Origin of the sequence: Paenirhodobacter populi, assembly GCF_004022215.1 — a bacterium.
In the GTDB taxonomy this organism is placed as follows: Bacteria; Pseudomonadota; Alphaproteobacteria; order Rhodobacterales; family Rhodobacteraceae; genus Rhodobacter; species Rhodobacter populi.
Genome location: NZ_SAUZ01000005.1, coordinates 114,303 through 130,499 on the forward strand (window position 1 = coordinate 114,303; position 16,197 = coordinate 130,499).

Annotated in this window: 15 protein-coding genes; 10 read left to right on the forward strand and 5 right to left on the reverse strand. The window is 64.6% G+C overall.

The genetic code is table 11. The annotated features are described in order from the left end of the window. Positions 1 to 116: 116 nt before the first annotated feature. Together D2T30_RS06355 and metF are read right to left on the reverse strand one after the other, a co-directional pair. On the reverse strand, positions 117 to 608 hold the full coding sequence (locus D2T30_RS06355) for a PaaI family thioesterase (protein ID WP_128183121.1): 492 nt from the start codon (positions 606 to 608) through the stop codon (positions 117 to 119). A 72-nt stretch (positions 609 to 680) separates the two neighbouring features. Then, on the reverse strand, positions 681 to 1,577 hold the full coding sequence (gene metF, locus D2T30_RS06360) for a methylenetetrahydrofolate reductase [NAD(P)H] (protein WP_128208204.1): 897 nt from the start codon (positions 1,575 to 1,577) through the stop codon (positions 681 to 683). An 89-nt stretch (positions 1,578 to 1,666) separates the two neighbouring features. Between metF and D2T30_RS06365 the strand changes: the two genes are divergently transcribed. From D2T30_RS06365 to mscL, 5 genes are all read left to right on the forward strand, one after another. Continuing rightward, positions 1,667 to 2,572 (forward strand): LysR family transcriptional regulator, encoded by a 906-nt coding sequence (locus D2T30_RS06365; protein WP_128183117.1) that lies wholly within the window; start codon positions 1,667 to 1,669, stop codon positions 2,570 to 2,572. Positions 2,573 to 2,654: 82 nt separating this feature from the next. Further along, entirely contained in the window at positions 2,655 to 3,860 is a 1,206-nt protein-coding gene (locus tag D2T30_RS06370; protein WP_128208205.1) for an MFS transporter, read from the forward strand. Positions 3,861 to 3,938: 78 nt separating this feature from the next. Further along, the gene (locus D2T30_RS06375) at positions 3,939 to 4,730 is read left to right on the forward strand and encodes an inositol monophosphatase family protein (RefSeq protein WP_128183113.1); all 792 of its coding nucleotides are present in this window, start codon (positions 3,939 to 3,941) and stop codon (positions 4,728 to 4,730) included. Between the two features lie 76 nt (positions 4,731 to 4,806). After that, complete coding sequence (locus D2T30_RS06380) at positions 4,807 to 5,298, forward strand: hypothetical protein (RefSeq protein WP_128208206.1); 492 nt, start codon at positions 4,807 to 4,809, stop codon at positions 5,296 to 5,298. Positions 5,299 to 5,581: 283 nt separating this feature from the next. After that, positions 5,582 to 6,004: a large conductance mechanosensitive channel protein MscL gene (gene mscL / locus D2T30_RS06385; RefSeq protein WP_128183109.1), complete on the forward strand. Its 423-nt coding sequence runs from the start codon at positions 5,582 to 5,584 to the stop codon at positions 6,002 to 6,004. A gap of 39 nt (positions 6,005 to 6,043) precedes the next feature. Here the strand turns inward: mscL and parE are convergent, their stop codons facing one another. Continuing rightward, positions 6,044 to 7,999, reverse strand: a complete 1,956-nt coding sequence (gene parE, locus D2T30_RS06390; RefSeq protein WP_128208207.1) for a DNA topoisomerase IV subunit B — start codon at positions 7,997 to 7,999, stop codon at positions 6,044 to 6,046. 277 nt (positions 8,000 to 8,276) lie between these two features. Here parE and D2T30_RS06395 point away from each other — a divergent pair, with 277 nt between their 5' ends. Next, positions 8,277 to 9,272 (forward strand): helix-turn-helix transcriptional regulator, encoded by a 996-nt coding sequence (locus D2T30_RS06395; protein WP_128208208.1) that lies wholly within the window; start codon positions 8,277 to 8,279, stop codon positions 9,270 to 9,272. A 33-nt stretch (positions 9,273 to 9,305) separates the two neighbouring features. Here the strand turns inward: D2T30_RS06395 and D2T30_RS06400 are convergent, their stop codons facing one another. After that, positions 9,306 to 10,121, reverse strand: a complete 816-nt coding sequence (locus tag D2T30_RS06400) for a VPLPA-CTERM sorting domain-containing protein (RefSeq protein ID WP_128208209.1) — start codon at positions 10,119 to 10,121, stop codon at positions 9,306 to 9,308. Between the two features lie 428 nt (positions 10,122 to 10,549). Here D2T30_RS06400 and ppk2 point away from each other — a divergent pair, with 428 nt between their 5' ends. Then, complete coding sequence (gene ppk2 / locus D2T30_RS06405; RefSeq protein ID WP_128208210.1) at positions 10,550 to 11,545, forward strand: polyphosphate kinase 2; 996 nt, start codon at positions 10,550 to 10,552, stop codon at positions 11,543 to 11,545. An 81-nt stretch (positions 11,546 to 11,626) separates the two neighbouring features. Further along, positions 11,627 to 13,006, forward strand: a complete 1,380-nt coding sequence (locus D2T30_RS06410) for an MATE family efflux transporter (RefSeq protein ID WP_241565178.1) — start codon at positions 11,627 to 11,629, stop codon at positions 13,004 to 13,006. A gap of 276 nt (positions 13,007 to 13,282) precedes the next feature. Here D2T30_RS06410 and D2T30_RS06415 read toward each other — a convergent pair whose 3' ends face one another. Continuing rightward, positions 13,283 to 14,485 carry a pyridoxal phosphate-dependent aminotransferase gene (locus tag D2T30_RS06415; protein WP_128208211.1) on the reverse strand — a complete coding sequence of 401 codons (1,203 nt, stop codon included), beginning with the start codon at positions 14,483 to 14,485 and terminating at the stop codon, positions 13,283 to 13,285. Between the two features lie 130 nt (positions 14,486 to 14,615). Between D2T30_RS06415 and D2T30_RS06420 the strand changes: the two genes are divergently transcribed. Both D2T30_RS06420 and D2T30_RS06425 read left to right on the forward strand, forming a co-directional pair. Then, positions 14,616 to 14,894 (forward strand): FAD assembly factor SdhE, encoded by a 279-nt coding sequence (locus D2T30_RS06420; RefSeq protein ID WP_128208212.1) that lies wholly within the window; start codon positions 14,616 to 14,618, stop codon positions 14,892 to 14,894. Between the two features lie 127 nt (positions 14,895 to 15,021). Beyond that, positions 15,022 to 15,504: a MarR family winged helix-turn-helix transcriptional regulator gene (locus D2T30_RS06425; RefSeq protein ID WP_128183327.1), complete on the forward strand. Its 483-nt coding sequence runs from the start codon at positions 15,022 to 15,024 to the stop codon at positions 15,502 to 15,504. Positions 15,505 to 16,197 lie beyond the last annotated feature (693 nt).

Below are 16,197 nucleotides of genomic sequence, written 5' to 3' on the forward strand. Positions count from 1 at the left end.
CAAAGCGCCACGCCTTCCGCCTTCATTCTTCCATAAATATCCCGGGGGTGAATTTGCCGTCAGGCAAAGAGGGGGCTGGCCCCCTTTCTTCCATCTCCCGGTGGCGAAGTCCGCGCCTATCCGGGCTCGCCCATGATGAAGCAGGTGGCGGTGCCGAGCGCGTAGAGCGTGCCGTCCCCGGCGCCGCGGATCTCGCCCCGTGCGATGCCGGTCGAGCGGCCCAGATGTTCCAGCCGTCCGGTGCCGATCACGGTGGTGCCGACCGGGATCGCCTTGACCATGTTGACCTTGTATTCCAGCGTTGTCTGGAACTGCCCGCGTTCCAGCGCCGAGATCACCGCGGCGGTCAGGCAACTGTCGAGGATCACCCCATACCAGCCGCCATGCACGCCGCCGAAGGTATTGGTCTGCGCATGTTCGGGGGTGCCGGTCACCTCGACCATGCCCTTTTCGACATGGGTCAGCCGGAAGTTCAGCTGCTGCGCGATGGTCATCGCGGGCACCTCGCCCGCCATCACCTTGCGCAGATAGTCGAGGCCCGGCATGCTGCGCACCACCGAACGGGGCGGGAAATCGGCGGAGGTTTCGGCGAAGATCTGTTCGGACATGGCTCTCTCCCTGTGTCGGAGGGAGATTAGCTTCTTTGCCGCGCGCGAAAAGGGGGCTTTCGCCCCCGTCGGTCAGGCGACCGCGAGCCGCCGGTCCGCCGTGACGCCAAGCGCGGCGCAGACCTTTTGCGTCAGTTGCGGCCGGTTCAGCGTGTAGAACTGGAAGTGGTCGACGCCGCCCGCCATCAGCTTTTCGCACAGATCGACGCAAAGCTCGACCGACAGCTCCTGCTCGCGGCCGTCGCGGATCGCGGCTTCGAAGCGCGATTCGAACCCTGCCGGCACATGCGCGCCGCAGCGCGCGGCAAAGCCCTTCACGCCCTTCCACGACTGGATCGGCAGGACGCCGGGGATCAGCTTCGCGGTGATGCCTTCACGGACACAGGCATCGCGGAAGCGGAAGAAGGTGTCGGGTTCGAAGAAGAACTGGGTGATCGCCGAGGTGGCGCCCGCCTCGGTCTTGCGTTTCAGCCAGCGCACATCGGCGAGGGAGTCCGTCGCCTCGGGGTGCGGTTCGGGATAGGCGCCGCAGCGGATGGTGAAGCGGCCGTCGCGGGCCAGCGCCTCGATCAGCTCGATCGAGGAGGCGAAGCCCTCGGGATGCGCGGTGAAGCGGGGCGCGCCCTTGGGCGGATCGCCGCGCAGGGCGACGATTTCCGTCACGCCGGCCTGATGATAGGCCTCGACGATCTCCATCGTCTCGGCCTTCGTCGCATCGACGCAGGTCAGATGCGCCGCGACCGTCAGGCCGTAGTTCTTGTGGATCGTCGCCACCGCCTCATGCGTCAGCTTGCGCGTGGTGCCGCCCGCGCCATAGGTCACGGAGACGAAATCGGGACGCAAAGGCGCCAGCGCCTGCACCGTTTCCCAAAGCCGGAAAGAGGCGTCGAGCGTCTGCGGCGGGAAGAATTCGAAGCTGACGGCGGGCACGTTTGTCGCCTGCGGCTTCTGATCGGTCGTATTGGTCATGGCGGTCTCCTGTCGGCGGTGCTTGTGCCACATTTTACGATGTGAGACAAATTCATAAAATTCAAGAAAGTCATGAGGCGCGGCACAAGATGAACCTGGAATTCCGGCACCTTCGCACGATCAAGACCATTCATGACGCCGGCGGGCTGGCACGGGCCGCCGACATCCTGCACATCACCCAGTCGGCGCTGAGCCACCAGGTGCGCGGGCTGGAGGATCAGGCCGGGGTCGATCTGTTCGTGCGCCGCTCGAAACCGCTGCGGCTGTCGGCGGCGGGGATGAGGCTGCTGCGTCTGGCCGAGCAGATCCTGCCCGAGATCGACGCGGTGGAGGCGGATTTCAAGGCCCTGCGCGACGGCCGGGCGGGGCGGCTGCACATCGCCATCGAATGCCATGCCTGTTTCGACTGGTTGTTTCCGGTGCTGGAACAGTTCCGCCGCGCCTGGCCCGAGGTGGATATCGATATCCGCGCCGGGCTGGCCTTCAACGCGCTGCCGGCGCTGGCGCGGGAAGAGGTGGATCTGGTGATCTCGTCCGATCCGGTGCAGATGGCGGGCGTGGCGTTCAACCCGCTGTTCGACTATTCGCCGACCTTCATCGCCTCGGTCAACAGCCCGCTGGCGGCGAAGCCATGGATCGCGGCCGAGGATTTCATCGGCCAGACGCTGATCACCTATCCGGTCGACCGGGCGCGCTCGGACGTGTTCTCGATGGTCTTGACGCCGGCCAAGGTGGAACCCCGCGCGCATCGGCAGGTCGAGCTGACGGCGGTGATCCTGATGCTGGTCGCGGCGGGGCGGGGGGTGGCGGTGCTGCCCGACTGGGTGCTGCGCGAGGTGCGCTACAAGCCCGATTACGTCACCCGCCCGGTCACGCCCGGCGGGCTGCGCAAGACCCTTTACGCCGCGACGCGCGAAGAGGACGTGGCCGAAGGCTTCATGGCGCATTTCCTGCATCTGGCGCGCACCGTGCCGTTGGCCTTGCAGCAGGGATGATCTCTGTATCGGAACAATTCATTCCGTGACGAAATGTCGCGCGGGCGCTAGACCGGGCCGGAAACACCCGGAAGCCCCGATCATGACAGCCATTCCCCGTCAGCCCGGCCGCACGGCCAGCGAAACCGTCACGCCGATCCTGATCGCCGTCAGCCTGTGCCATCTGCTGAACGATGTGATGCAGTCGATGCTTTCGGCGATCTATCCGATGCTGAAGGACACGTTCCAGCTTGATTACTGGCATATCGGGCTGCTGACGCTGGCGTTTCAGGGCACGGCCTCGCTGCTGCAGCCGGCGATCGGGTTGTATACGGACAAGCATCCGCTGCCCTGGTCGCTGCCCTTCGCCTCGCTTTCGACACTGATCGGGGTGCTGGGGCTGGCCTTCGCGCCCAGCTATACGCTGGTCGTCATTGGGGCGATGCTGATCGGCTTCGGCTCGGCGATCTTCCACCCGGAATCGAGCCGGGTCGCGCGGCTCGCCTCGGGCGGGCGGTTCGGGCTGGCGCAGTCGGTGTTTCAGGTCGGCGGCAATTTCGGCACGGCGATCGGGCCGCTGCTGGCGGCCTTCGTGGTGGTGCCGCTTGGCCGGACCTCGGTCGCGCTGTTCGCGGTGCTGGCGCTGATCTCGGGCTATGTGCTGTTCCGCGTCGGGCAGTGGTACAAGGCGGTGCTGAGGGCGCGGGCGCGGATGACGCTGGACAAGACCCTGCCGCTTGGCCGCGGGCGGGTGATCCTGTCGCTGGTGGTGCTGACCTTCCTGCTGTTCACCAAGAACATCTATCTGGCCTCGATGTCCTCCTACTACACCTTCTACCAGATCGAGACTTTCGGCGTCGGCACACAGACCGCGCAGGTCATGCTGTTCCTGTTCCTTGGCGCGGTGGCGGCGGGGACGGTGCTGGGCGGGCCGGTGGCCGACCGCTGGGGGCCGATGACGGTGATCTGGATTTCCATCCTCGGCATCCTGCCCTTCACGCTGGCGCTGCCGCATGTGGGGCTGTTCTGGTCGGGGGTGCTGTCGGTGATCATCGGGCTGATCCTCGCCTCGGCCTTCCCGGCGATCGTGGTCTTCGCGCAGGAGCTGGTGCCCGGGCGGGTCGGCATGGTCGCGGGGATCTTCTTCGGACTGAGCTTCGGCTTCGGCGGTATCGCGGCGGCGGCGCTTGGGGTGCTGGCCGATCTGCACGGGATCCGGTTCGTCTATATCATCTGTTCCGTCCTGCCGGCCTTTGGCGTGCTGACGATCTTCCTGCCACGGCGGAGCGATTTCGTCCGCGGCACCTGATTCTTCGGGGGGCTGGCCCCTTGGAATCCCCGGCCCGCGCGTGTAAGGCACGGGCCTGAGACGCAAGGAGCGGAACCGATGCAAGGCAGCGCCAACCTCAACCTGATGATCAAGGCCGCGCGCAAGGCGGGGCGGTCGCTCGTGAAGGATTTCCGCGAGGTGGAGAACCTTCAGGTTTCCTCCAAGGGGCCGGGGGATTTCGTCTCCCGCGCCGACCGCGAGGCGGAACGGATCATCAAGGAAGAACTGCGCGGCGCCCGCCCGTCCTACGGCTGGCTCGGCGAGGAAACCGGCGAGGACGCGGGCGAGGATCCGACCCGGCGCTGGATCGTCGATCCGCTCGACGGCACCACGAACTTCCTGCACGGCCTGCCGCATTGGGCGGTGTCGATCGCGTTGGAACACAAGGGCGAAATCGTCTCGGGCGTGATCTTCGACGCCGCCAAGGATGAGCTTTACTGGACCGAAAAGGGGCTTGGCGCCTTCATGAACGAAACGCGGCTGCGCGTTTCGGGGCGCAACCGGATGATCGAATCGATCTTCGCGACGGGCGTGCCCTTCGGCGGCAAGTCGACCCTGCCGGCGACGCTGCAGGATCTGGCGCGGCTGATGCCGACCTGCGCCGGCGTGCGGCGTTGGGGGGCGGCGGCGCTCGACCTCGCCTATGTGGCGGCGGGTAAGTATGAGGGCTATTGGGAACGCGGCATCAAGCCGTGGGATGTGGCGGCAGGTATCCTTCTGGTGAAGGAAGCGGGTGGCTTCGTCGTCCCGGTGCGCGAAGGCCGCGACATCTTCGAATCGGGGGCGCTGATCGCCTCGAACGCGGCGGTCCACGAACCTCTGTGCAAGATCCTGCGCGAAGCGGCCTGATCCGACTTTCTCTGTATTTGTTCACGGCCTGTTCACGCTTGTCGGGCTAGCCTCTCCGGATAACGGAGGGATAGCGATGGCGTGGAAAGCTCATTTTGACCGACCCCTGGAAAGGCTTCGCTGGCCGGACTGCCCGCCTGCGCCGGACCCGGTCGAAAGCTGTCTGGTGCAGATCGACCGTGCCTGCCGGGAGATCGCCTTTTGCGAACTGGCCGATGTGATCGCCGGATCGCGGATCACCGCCCTGCGCAAGGCGCTGTCGCATTGCCGGGAGGAAGAGCGCCGCGACACCGGGGCGGGGGATCTGGACAGCCGCACGGTGGAGGCGGAGCTGGCGTCTTTGGAACAGACCCTGCCGCTGGAACAGGCCTACCGCGCCGATCAACGCGATCTGGCGATCGCCCGCCTGACCGAGGCGCAGAACCGCCTGCGCGGCGGTTGCACATCCGATGCCGAAATGGATGAAACCCTGAAATCCCGGGTGCGGGCGGCGCTGACGATCTCGGCGGCGGAGATGGTGGCGATCTCGCGTGACAGGGCCGTCGCGCGGGTCGCGCAGATCTGGTGATCCCCGCTGGTGCCCTGCGCGCAACGGAACGGGCGCCTATGTTCGGGCGTCGGCCATTGGGTGCGGGTGGCCCTTCTCCCGGGCAGGCAGGGGTTGGTCGGGAAAACGATGCCTGTCCTGAAACGCCCCCATATGCGTCGGTTTCGCACCGTATTCCCCGGAAAACTCGCTTTTCCGGCCGGATCGGGCCGGATTTCCGATGCAGGAGAGGATGGACCTCGCGCAGGATCGTGCTAAGTTCCGGCCTAAATCGCCCCGAGCGGCGTTGATATGGGACAGAACAATGCTTAACGAATTCAAGAATTTTATTGCCCGCGGCAATGTCGTGGACATGGCCGTCGGTATCATCATCGGCGCCGCCTTCACCGCCATCGTCAATTCGCTGGTGTCGGATCTGATCAACCCGATCATCGGCGTGATCACCGGCGGTCTCGATTTCTCGAACCTGTTCGTCAATCTGGGCAGCGGCGATTATGCCTCGCTCGCGGCGGCGAAGGATGCGGGCGCGCCGGTCTTTGCCTATGGCGCCTTCATCACCGCGGTCATCAACTTCCTGATCATCGCCTTCGTCGTTTTCCTGCTGGTGAAGGCGGTGAACAAGATCAAGGACGCCGCGCTGCACAAGGAAGAAGCCGAGGCCGAGCCCGCCGGTCCGACGGAACTCGACGTGCTTCTCCAGATCCGCGACGAGCTGAAAAAGTCGTAAGCCCCAACGAAAAGGCCCGGTCGCAGGACCGGGCCTTTTTCATACGTCCAGTTCCTCGACGAAACGGGCGTTTTCCTGAATATACTGGAACCGCAGCTCGGGCTTCTTGCCCATCAGCCGCTCGACCAGATCGCCGGTCTCGCCCGGGGCGTCGTCGTCGATGGTGACGCGGATCAGCTTGCGGGTTTCCGGGTTCATCGTCGTGTCCTTCAGGTCCTTGGCGTCCATCTCGCCCAGCCCCTTGAACCGCTGCACGTCGATCTTGCCCTTGCCGCCCAGACCCTTGGCCAGCCATTCCTCTTTCTCGGCATCATCCGCCACATAGACGCGCTTCGCCCCCTGCGTCAGCCGGTAGAGCGGCGGGCAGGCCAGATACAGGTGCCCCTTGTCGATCAGCGGCCGCATCTGGGTGAAGAAGAAGGTCATCAGCAGCGAGGCGATATGCGCCCCGTCGACATCGGCATCGGTCATGATGATGATCTTGTCGTAGCGCAGGTCGTCATGGCGGAACTTCGTGCCCAGCCCGACGCCCAATGCCTGCGCGAGATCGTTGATCTCCTGATTCTGGCCGAGTTTCGAGGACGCCGCCCCCAACACGTTCAGGATCTTGCCGCGCAACGGCAGCAGCGCCTGATGCTGCCGGTCCCGCGCCATCTTGGCCGAACCGCCGGCCGAATCGCCTTCGACGATGAACAGCTCGGTCCCCGAGCGGTTGGTGGCCGAGCAATCGACCAGCTTGCCGGGCAGGCGCAGCTTTTTCGTCGCGGTCTTGCGCGAGGTTTCCTTTTCCGCCCGGCGACGCAGCCGCTCCTCGGCGCGCAGCACGAGGAAATCGAGGATCGCCCCTGCCGATTTCGGATCCGCGACCAGCCAGTTGTCGAAATGGTCGCGCACCGCGCTTTCGACCCATTTCGCGCATTCCTCGGTCGATAGCCGGTCCTTGGTCTGGCCGACGAACGACGGCTCGCGGATAAAGACGGAAATCAGCGCGCAGCCGCCCGTCAGCATGTCGTCGCGGGTGATCAGCCCGGCCTTCTTGTTGTTCGACAGCTCGCCATAGGCGCGGATGCCCTTGAGGATCGCGGCCCAGAAACCGGCTTCGTGCGTGCCGCCCTCGGGGGTCGGCACGGTATTGCAGTAGGACTGGATGAAACCGTCGCGCGCGGGCGTCCAGTTGATCGCCCATTCGACCGAGCCGGGCACCCCGAATTTCTCCTGAAAGCCGACCTTCCCGGCAAAGGGCCGGTCCGCATAGGTCGAAACCCCCGTCAGCGTTTCGTTCAGGAAGTCGGCAAGGCCGTTCGGGAAGTGGAACACCGCCTCGGCCGGGGTGTCGCCATCCGGGATCGCGGTCTTCCAGCGGATTTCGACGCCGGAGAACAGGAAGGCCTTCGATCGCGTCATGCGGAACAGTCGCGACGGTTTCAGCGCGAGAGAGCCGAAGATTTCCGGATCGGCGTGAAAGGTCACTGTGGTGCCGCGCCGGTTCGGCGCCGCGCCGAGCTTTTCGACCGGGCCCTGCGGGACGCCGCGGGAAAACCGCTGTTCATACAATTCGCGGTTGCGCGCGACCTGCACGATCATCACGTCCGACAGCGCGTTGACGACCGACGAGCCCACCCCGTTCAGACCGCCCGAGGTCGAATAGGCCTTGTTCGAGAATTTGCCCCCCGCGTGCAGCGTGCACAGGATCACCTCAAGCGCCGACTTGCCGGGAAATTTGGGGTGGGGGTCGACGGGGATGCCGCGGCCGTTGTCCTTGACGGTGACCGATCCGTCCTCATTCAGCTCGACCTCGATGCGGGTCGCGTGGCCGGCGACGGCCTCGTCCATCGCATTGTCAAGGATCTCCGCCACCATATGGTGCAGCGCGCGTTCATCGGTGCCGCCGATATACATCCCCGGCCGCTTGCGCACCGGCTCCAGCCCTTCGAGCACCTCGATCGAGGAGGCGTCATAGGTCTCGGGCTGAGTCGAGAGAAGATCGTCGGCCATGCTGCTCTTTCCCTTGTGTTCGTTGGGTCAAGGGATACAGCAGCTTGGGGGTGCGGGGCAAGCGGCGGGCTTTCGTGCGGCCTGTCTGCCACCCGGGGTTGATTCATGCGCCCGTCCTGAGGCATCCTGTCGCCATATTCCCAGCTTTTTCCTCATGTCCTTTCAATCTGCACGTTCGGTCCTTCCTGTCATTCATGAAGCCGCGCTCGATCCGCGACGTTGGCAGGCGGTGTCCGATGCGCTTGCCGCAACCAGCGGATGCAGCGGCGTCCATCTGATGTTCTTCGACACCGTAAACCCCGATGTGCAGGACTGCTTCCAGACCGGCTATTCCCCCGACAAGATGGCCAGCTTCATGGACTATTACGGCGCCATCAATCCGTATCGCGCGCAATTCGCGCATATGACGCCGCTGGTGGCCCGTACTCCTGCGCAATTGCTGTCGCATCGGGATCTGATGAAGACGGAATTCCATGCCGATTGGCTGCGGCCACAGGGTGACATTTCCGCCGGGGCGGGGATGATCCTGCAACGCGATGCGCGGCGGTTGTTGCTGATGGGCGGGCATATCCGGATGAAGGATCAGGACCGGCTGGAAGCGCCGTGGATGATGCTTGCCAACATGCTTGGCCCGGCGCTGCGCCATGCGGTTGAGCTGAACCACATCCTGTCTGGCCTGCGTCTGGAAAACGCGCTTCTGGCGCAGGGGCTGACGCCCACGGGGGCTGCGATCCTCGTGCTGTCGGACGATCGGCGCATCCTGTTCGCCAACGCGATGGGTGAACGCGATCTGGCCCGGGGCGAGGCTCTGGGGGGCGATCTGTGGCGGCGGTTGCATCTGCGCGACGCCTTGTCGGATCGCGCGTTCGAGGCGGGGCTGCGCCGCTGCCGCCCGAATGCGCCGCCCATCGCATTGCGGGTGGCCGAGCCCGGGACGGGCGCCAGCCGGATCGCGCATCTGCTCCGCGTCGGCCCCGAGGTGCTGCCCTTCGCCGGGATCGACACGCTGCGGCGGACGGCCCCGGACTCGGTCGTGGTGCTGGTCATTCCGGCGGCTTCGGCGGCCGAGACGCTGATGCGGTATCTTGGCCTGACGCTGGCGGAAAGCGAGGTGGCGCTGGCGCTCCATTCCGGGCAGACGCCGACCGAGATCGCCGCCGCGCGTGGGGTCAGCGTGCATACGGTGCGTTCCCAGACCAAGGCGGTTCTGGGCAAATGCGCCGTCCGACGGCAAAGCGAACTGGTCGCGCTGATCGGACGGCTGGTGCGGTGAACGCGCCGCGCAGTGCTGCGCGGCGCGCAGGCCTCACACGCGCTTGCGCCGCCGCAGCGCCGCGAGCCCGCCAAGCGCCGCCAGCAGCAACGGCGCCGAGGCCGGCAACGGCACCGCCGGAATCGAAGGTTCGGTATCCAGACGGGTCACGGTCAGCGAGGTGATATACCACGGAAAATTGTCATAGACCTGCTGATATCCATCATAATTTCCCTCCGAATCATAAAGTGTACGATATTTACTGCTGGAGAACTCTCCAAAGATGGCATCGTGGAATTCTTCTCCAGAAACAAAAACGATGGAGAAAGGTTGCGTGAAATCATCCGGGAGAAATGATCCCGAGGAATTAACCCATGCGTAACTTGAGATGGAGTGCTCGTCCCATTCACCATTCGGGCGGTCGAGACTGGCGGAATATCTGTGTGCATAATTCTCAGTGGCCCATTCAGTTGTGATATTCCGTTCGCGCGTCAAATACATGGTGCTGACATATCCGGCGGATATGGACTGATGGACGACCGTATCACCACGGATCAACTCAGAATATTTGATGGCATCCGCCGCGGGCCAGTGAAATGATTGGTAATCATATTGGTATGTTTCGTTCTCCCAGATGTAATGATTGTCTGGTTCTCCGATCTCATAGCGGAGCACCCATGTAACGGGTGTTCCCGCATAATCATAGTTGTATTCGTCGGCGTTGACGAATGGCACGCCCTGACCATTTTGACCCCAGTCCTGTTGGAGGCGGTAAATTTCGACCCCCGTGTATACCGCCTGCATGACCGCCGCTTGTGCGGGTGCGGCCAGCAGGCCACCTGCCAGAATGATTGAACCGAATCTGAACATCGTTCACCTGTCGCTAAGAATGAATGCGGCCAAGATGAATCCTGCGAAAGGATGGCGCATCGCCCAGATGGGGTATGCCGCACCCGTTATGCGGGTTCTTTTGCGGCCCGTGTTTGCGCCGGACGTGCCGGCCGCCGGGGCGGGCGCTCAAGGGAGGGGCCGGTGGCGGTGACGCCCGGGCCGCTCCACGCGATCACCCCGGCGGCAGGCCAGATTCACCGCGCTCATCTCCCGGCGCGCGAAGATTGCGCATCGCGCCGGAGATACCGGCTCGGGACGCGATCAAGGCGCCGCCGTTCCGCAATCCCGGCAAAACCGGGTAAAAGAACATCGCAGGTGCGGGTTTCCGGGGGTATCTTGATGCGTGTCAAGGAAGCCTCGCCGCGCCTGTGCCAAGATGCCGCGATAGTCGGACAGGAGAACAATACATGGAAGACCGGATCGCCAGCGAAGCCATCACCCCCGAGGAAAATGCGGCCCCGCCAGCGCCCGCAACCGGGGTGGCGGTGGCCGAAACCGAAGCCCCCGGGGAAGGTCCGCTGCACGGGCCGCAGTCCTTTCCCAAGCTCAATCCGGACATGATCCGGCTGGCCTTCGAAAGCGGCAAATATCCCTATCCGCGCCGCATGGGGCGCCCGGCCTATGAAAAGGAAAAGGCGCACCTGCAGGCCGAACTGCTGAAGGTGCAGCTTTGGGCGCAGGAGACGGGGCAGAAATTCGTCATCCTGTTCGAGGGCCGCGACGCGGCGGGCAAGGGCGGCACGATCAAGCGGTTCATGGAACACCTGAACCCGCGTTTCGCCCGGGTCGTGGCGCTGAACAAGCCCTCGGAACTGGAAAAGGGCCAGTGGTTCTTTCAGCGTTACATCGAGCATCTGCCGACGGCGGGGGAAATGGTCTTCTACGACCGCTCCTGGTACAACCGCGCCGGGGTCGAGCGGGTGATGGGCTTCTGCACCCCCAGCGAATATCTGGAATTCATGCGCCAGACGCCCGAATTGGAACGGATGCTCGTGCGCTCGGGCGTGCGGCTCTACAAATACTGGTTCTCGGTCACGCAGGAGGAACAGCGCCGCCGCTTCAAGGAACGCGAGACCGATCCGCTGAAACGCTGGAAGCTGAGCCCGATCGACCTCGCCTCGCTGGACAAATGGGATGACTATACCGAGGCGAAAGAGGCGATGTTCTTCTATACCGACACCGCCGACGCGCCCTGGGTCATCGTCAAGTCGAACGACAAGAAGCGGGCGCGGCTGAACTGCATGCGGCATTTCCTGTCGACGCTGGATTATCCGGACAAGGACCTTGCGCTCGTGACGCCGCCCGATCCGCTGATCGTCGGCCATGCCGCCCATGTGGTGCACAAGTCGGACCATATGCTGGGCGCCGCATTGCATCCCGCGCTGCACGGCCCGGCCCGCTGAGCAGACCGGCCGGACGCGAATCCGGCCGACGCACGGGCACCTCTGGACGGCGACAGGTCGCGCGGATAGCTTCGCGCGACCATGACACAGGCCATTTCCCCGCCGCAGATGCGGCCGAGTTACTATGAACATCTTCGCGCCCTGCTGCTGCTGGGGCTGCCGCTGATCGGGTCCAATCTCGCGCAGATGGGGCTGCATGTCGTCGATACGGTCATGCTGGGCTGGTATGGCGTGCAGGAGCTTGCGGCCGTGGTGCTGGCCTCGGGGCTGTTCTTCGTGCTGTTCATCCTCGGCTCGGGCTTTTCCTATGCGCTGATGGGACGGGTGGCGACGGCGCTCGGCGCGGGCGACGAAACGCAGGTGCGGCGCGATGCGCGGATGACGATCTGGCTGTCGATCCTGTTCGGCGCGCTGGCGATGCCGGTGATGTGGTGGTCGGGCGCGATCCTGCTGGCGCTCGGGCAGGCGCCGGCGATCGCCGCGCTCGTGCAGGAATTCCTGCGCATCGCCCTGTTCGGCATGATTCCGGCGCTGATCGTGGCGGTGATGAAGGGCTATCTGAGCGCCTTCGAGCGCACGCGGGTCGTGCTTCTGGTCACGGTCGCGGCGGTGGCGGTCAATATCGCGATGAACTGGTTGTTCATCTTCGGCAATCTCGGGATGCCGCGGCTTGGCCTGCGCGGCGCGGCGATCAGCTCGGTCGTGGTGCAGTCGCTGACGGCGCTCTTGCTGCTGGCCTATGCCGCCCGCGTGCCGGAGCTGCGCCGCTTTCACCTCTTCGCCCGCTTCTGGCGCCCGGATTGGGAGGCGTTCCGGGCCGTCGCCCGTGTCGGCCTGCCGATCGGCATCACCTCGGTGTTCGAGACGGGGTTCTTTCAGGCCTCGGCGATCATGATGGGCTGGATCGGCACGGCCCAGCTTGCGGCGCACGGGATCGTGCTGCAGCTCGCCTCGCTTGCTTTCATGGTCCATCTGGGACTGTCGAACGCGGCCACGGTGCGGGCGGGGCGGGCGCTTGGCGCGCGCGACATCCCCCGGCTGCGCGACGGGGCGAAGGTGGCGCTGGCATTGTCGCTCGGCTTCGGGCTGGTGACGGTCGCGGCCTTCGTGCTGGTGCCGCGGCCGCTGCTGGGGCTGTTCCTCGATCACGCCAATCCGGAATCCGAACGGATCATGATCGTCGGGGTCGGGCTGCTGGCGGTCGCCGGGCTGTTCCAGATCTTCGACGCGACGCAGGTGGTGGCGCTCGGCCTGTTGCGCGGGATGCAGGATACCCGCGTGCCGATGTGGATCGCCGGCGGCAGCTACTGGCTGGTGGGGGTCCCGGCAAGCTATGTGCTGGCCTTCCCGCTCGGCTATGGCGGGGTGGGGCTGTGGCTCGGCCTGATGCTCGGGCTGATCTGCGCGGCGACGATCCTGATCGCGCGATTCTGGCGCGGGCCGTGGCTCCGGCCCGCGTGAGGCCGCAGCGCGCAGGACCCACGGCCATAAAATCGGCCTGACTCAACAAGTTGAAATCAGTTTCAAATCCATGGCACGAACCGCATCCGTCAAGAGCAGCTTTCAGGAATACCCGGAACGCCCTGATGCTTTCATCTTTCCATAAATATCCCGGGGGTGAATTGGCCAAAGGCCAAGAGGGGGCTGGCCCCCTTCGCCCTCACCACATGCGCCTCCGTCCCGGGATCAGGCGCGACCCGAAGCGGGGGAATACCCCCGCACCGATGATCGACCCGCTTACTTCAGCCCGTCGCAGAAGGTCTTGATCCGGGCGCAGGCCTCGGTCAGGGCCTCATCCGAGGTGGCATAGCTGATACGGAAGTTGGGGCTGAGCCCGAAGGCCGCGCCGAAGACCACCGCGACCCCGGTTTCCTCAAGCAGCGCCGAGGCGAAGGCCTCGTCATCGGTGATCTTCTCCCCGCTTTGCGAGGTCTTGCCGATGCAGCCCGCGACCGAGGGGTAGACGTAGAACGCGCCTTCGGGCGTCGGGCAGGTGATGCCGGGGCAGGCGTTCAGCCCGGCGACCACCAGATCGCGGCGGCGCTGGAACACGGCGAGGCTTTCGGTGATGTAGTCCTGCGGGCCGCTCAGGGCCTCGACCGCGGCATACTGGCTGACCGAGGAGGGGTTCGAGGTCGATTGCGACTGCACCTTGCCCATCGCCTTGATCAGCGCCTCGGGCCCGCCCGCATAGCCGATCCGCCAGCCGGTCATCGCATAGGCCTTTGACACGCCATTCACCGTCAGCGTCCGGTCATACAGCGCCGGCTCCACCTGCGCGGGCGTGGCGTATTCGCGGCCATCGAACAGCAGGTGTTCATACATGTCGTCCGACATCACCCAGACATGCGGATGGCGCAGCAGCACATCGGTCAGCGCCTTCAGTTCCTCGCGCGAATAGGCCGCGCCGGTCGGGTTGGAGGGCGAGTTGAAGATCAGCCACTTGGTCTTCGGCGTGATCGCGGCCTCAAGCTGCTCGGCCGTGATTTTGTAGCCGGTCTGCAGGTTGCCTTCGACGAAGGTGGGCGTGCCGCCGGCCAGCAGCACCATGTCTGGGTAGCTGACCCAGTAGGGCGCGGGGATCAGCACCTCGTCGCCCGGGTTCAGCGTGGCGACCAGCGCGTTGTACAGCACCTGCTTGCCGCCGGTGCCCACGGTGACCTGCGAGGGCTTGTAGCTCAGCCCGTTTTCACGCGCGAATTTGTCGCTGATCGCCTGTTTCAGCTCGGGGATGCCGTCGACGGCGGTGTATTTGGTCTTGCCTTCCTCGATCGCGCGGATCGCCGCCTGCTTGATGTTGTCGGGCGTGTCGAAATCCGGCTCGCCCTGGCTGAGGCTGATGACATCGCGTCCGGCGGCTTTCAGCTCCCGCGCCTTGTTGCTTATCGCGATGGTGGACGAGGGCTTCACACGCGCCAGCGTATCGGAAAGGAAGGCCATTTCGGGATGCTCCGGTTGAGGGGACGACCGGGACCAATCCTTACGCTGCGGCGGGGGGCCGATCAACTGCGATATGGCTTGACGGGACGGCAGCAGCGGGGCACCACGGCGCAGGATACAGGAGGGGCGGATGACCGAGACACCCGAAGCGCGGCTGAAACGGATGCGGATGCGCAGCTGGCGGCGCGGCACCAAGGAAATGGACATGATCTTCGGCCCCTGGGCGGACGGCAACCTGGCGGATCTGGATCCGGCGCGGCTGGACCTGTTCGACCGGCTGCTGGAGGAGAACGACCAGGACATCTACCCCTGGATTACCGGCGCGCAGCCCTGTCCCGCGGTCTATGCCGATCTGATTGCGACGATCGGCGCCTTCGCGCGGGCGCGCCACGGCCGCGCGAGCGTCTGAAAGGGGGGGCGCCGCCCATAATTCTACGCCGCTTAACCGAATTTTGGGATTCCATCCCCACTCTCCTGTTCAGGCGCAGAGGACGGAGAGTGTGATGAGCTATATGGCACCCGGAAAGGCGACCGGCATGGCCGGGGGGGAGGTCGCGCCCGCGATCCTGCAGGCGTATCTTGATACGCTGGCTCTGGTGGAACGGCTGCACCGGCTGCTGCTGGATGTCATCAAGGACGAATTCGAAAGGGTCGGCGCGCTGGAAATCAATCCGGTGCAGGCGCTGTTGCTGTTCAACATCGCCGGGAACGAGGTGACGGCGGGCGAGCTGAAAAGCCGCGGCTATTATCAGGGCTCGAACGTCAGCTACAATCTCAAGAAACTGGTCGAGGCGGGCTACATGCACCATCAGCGCAGCGATACGGACCGCCGCTCGGTCCGAGTCAGGCTGACGCCCAAGGGCCATATGCTGCGCGAAACGGTCGCCGCGATGTTCGCCCGCCACGCCGAAACGCTGGAACAGCGCGAGGTGGTCAGTCTCGACACGCTCGACGCGCTGAACCACGCCCTGCGGCGGATGGAACGCTACTGGACCGACCAGATCCGCTATATCTATTGACCCGGCAGGTGCGGTTGCAATGCGCTTTGAGGCTGCCTGAATGGACCATCTACGCTTCGCTTCGTGAGGGATTGGTCCAGAACCGCGGTCGAAGTGCCGGCGGAGAGGGCGCAGGGGGGCGCCGCCCCCTCGCGGCCAGTGCCGCTCACCCCCGGGATATTTGAGGAAAGATGAAAGGGAAAAGGCCGAGGATGTGGTGAAAACGCGCATCTGTGGCGTCATCTGGGAAATACTGTGGCGGCATCTGGGAAAAAACTTCTCCATGAAGCCGTCAAGAAGGCGTAGGCGCGCATGAAGCCTTCAGATATGGTCGCCTGAGAGAGGGGTGTTCTCCCGCGTCTTGGCCGGGCCGGGTTTTCACACACCCTCGGCCGAGCCTGTGTGAAAACTGGGTTCCGGCGACGCGGCGGAGAACGTTGTTACCTTCGGCAGCCCATAGGTCCACGTGGTGCGCGTTATCTGACTCACTCCGGCACTTCTGGTGAGTTTTCTTCCAAGGTATTTTCATAGGGCCGAGTTTTGACACCCCCGGCCCTTTGGTGTGGCACTGAAGCGGGGCCGCAACCTGTGAAACCTTCCGGTTTCATTCTTCGGGAAAAGCGGGGGCTGACGCATTCGCGTTTTCAGGGCGCGCGCGGTAGACCGGCGGTGATGATCGGGGTGGCAAGATCAGAATGCCTTTGGGATCCGCGA

Coding starts and splice junctions, on each gene's coding strand:
- D2T30_RS06355 (WP_128183121.1), bottom strand. CDS start 608: ATGTCCGAACAGATCTTCGCCGAAACCTCCGCCGATTTCCCGCCCCGT.
- metF (WP_128208204.1), bottom strand. CDS start 1,577: ATGACCAATACGACCGATCAGAAGCCGCAGGCGACAAACGTGCCCGCC.
- D2T30_RS06365 (WP_128183117.1), top strand. CDS start 1,667: ATGAACCTGGAATTCCGGCACCTTCGCACGATCAAGACCATTCATGAC.
- D2T30_RS06370 (WP_128208205.1), top strand. CDS start 2,655: ATGACAGCCATTCCCCGTCAGCCCGGCCGCACGGCCAGCGAAACCGTC.
- D2T30_RS06375 (WP_128183113.1), top strand. CDS start 3,939: ATGCAAGGCAGCGCCAACCTCAACCTGATGATCAAGGCCGCGCGCAAG.
- D2T30_RS06380 (WP_128208206.1), top strand. CDS start 4,807: ATGGCGTGGAAAGCTCATTTTGACCGACCCCTGGAAAGGCTTCGCTGG.
- mscL (WP_128183109.1), top strand. CDS start 5,582: ATGCTTAACGAATTCAAGAATTTTATTGCCCGCGGCAATGTCGTGGAC.
- parE (WP_128208207.1), bottom strand. CDS start 7,999: ATGGCCGACGATCTTCTCTCGACTCAGCCCGAGACCTATGACGCCTCC.
- D2T30_RS06395 (WP_128208208.1), top strand. CDS start 8,277: ATGTTCTTCGACACCGTAAACCCCGATGTGCAGGACTGCTTCCAGACC.
- D2T30_RS06400 (WP_128208209.1), bottom strand. CDS start 10,121: ATGTTCAGATTCGGTTCAATCATTCTGGCAGGTGGCCTGCTGGCCGCA.
- ppk2 (WP_128208210.1), top strand. CDS start 10,550: ATGGAAGACCGGATCGCCAGCGAAGCCATCACCCCCGAGGAAAATGCG.
- D2T30_RS06410 (WP_241565178.1), top strand. CDS start 11,627: ATGACACAGGCCATTTCCCCGCCGCAGATGCGGCCGAGTTACTATGAA.
- D2T30_RS06415 (WP_128208211.1), bottom strand. CDS start 14,485: ATGGCCTTCCTTTCCGATACGCTGGCGCGTGTGAAGCCCTCGTCCACC.
- D2T30_RS06420 (WP_128208212.1), top strand. CDS start 14,616: ATGACCGAGACACCCGAAGCGCGGCTGAAACGGATGCGGATGCGCAGC.
- D2T30_RS06425 (WP_128183327.1), top strand. CDS start 15,022: ATGGCCGGGGGGGAGGTCGCGCCCGCGATCCTGCAGGCGTATCTTGAT.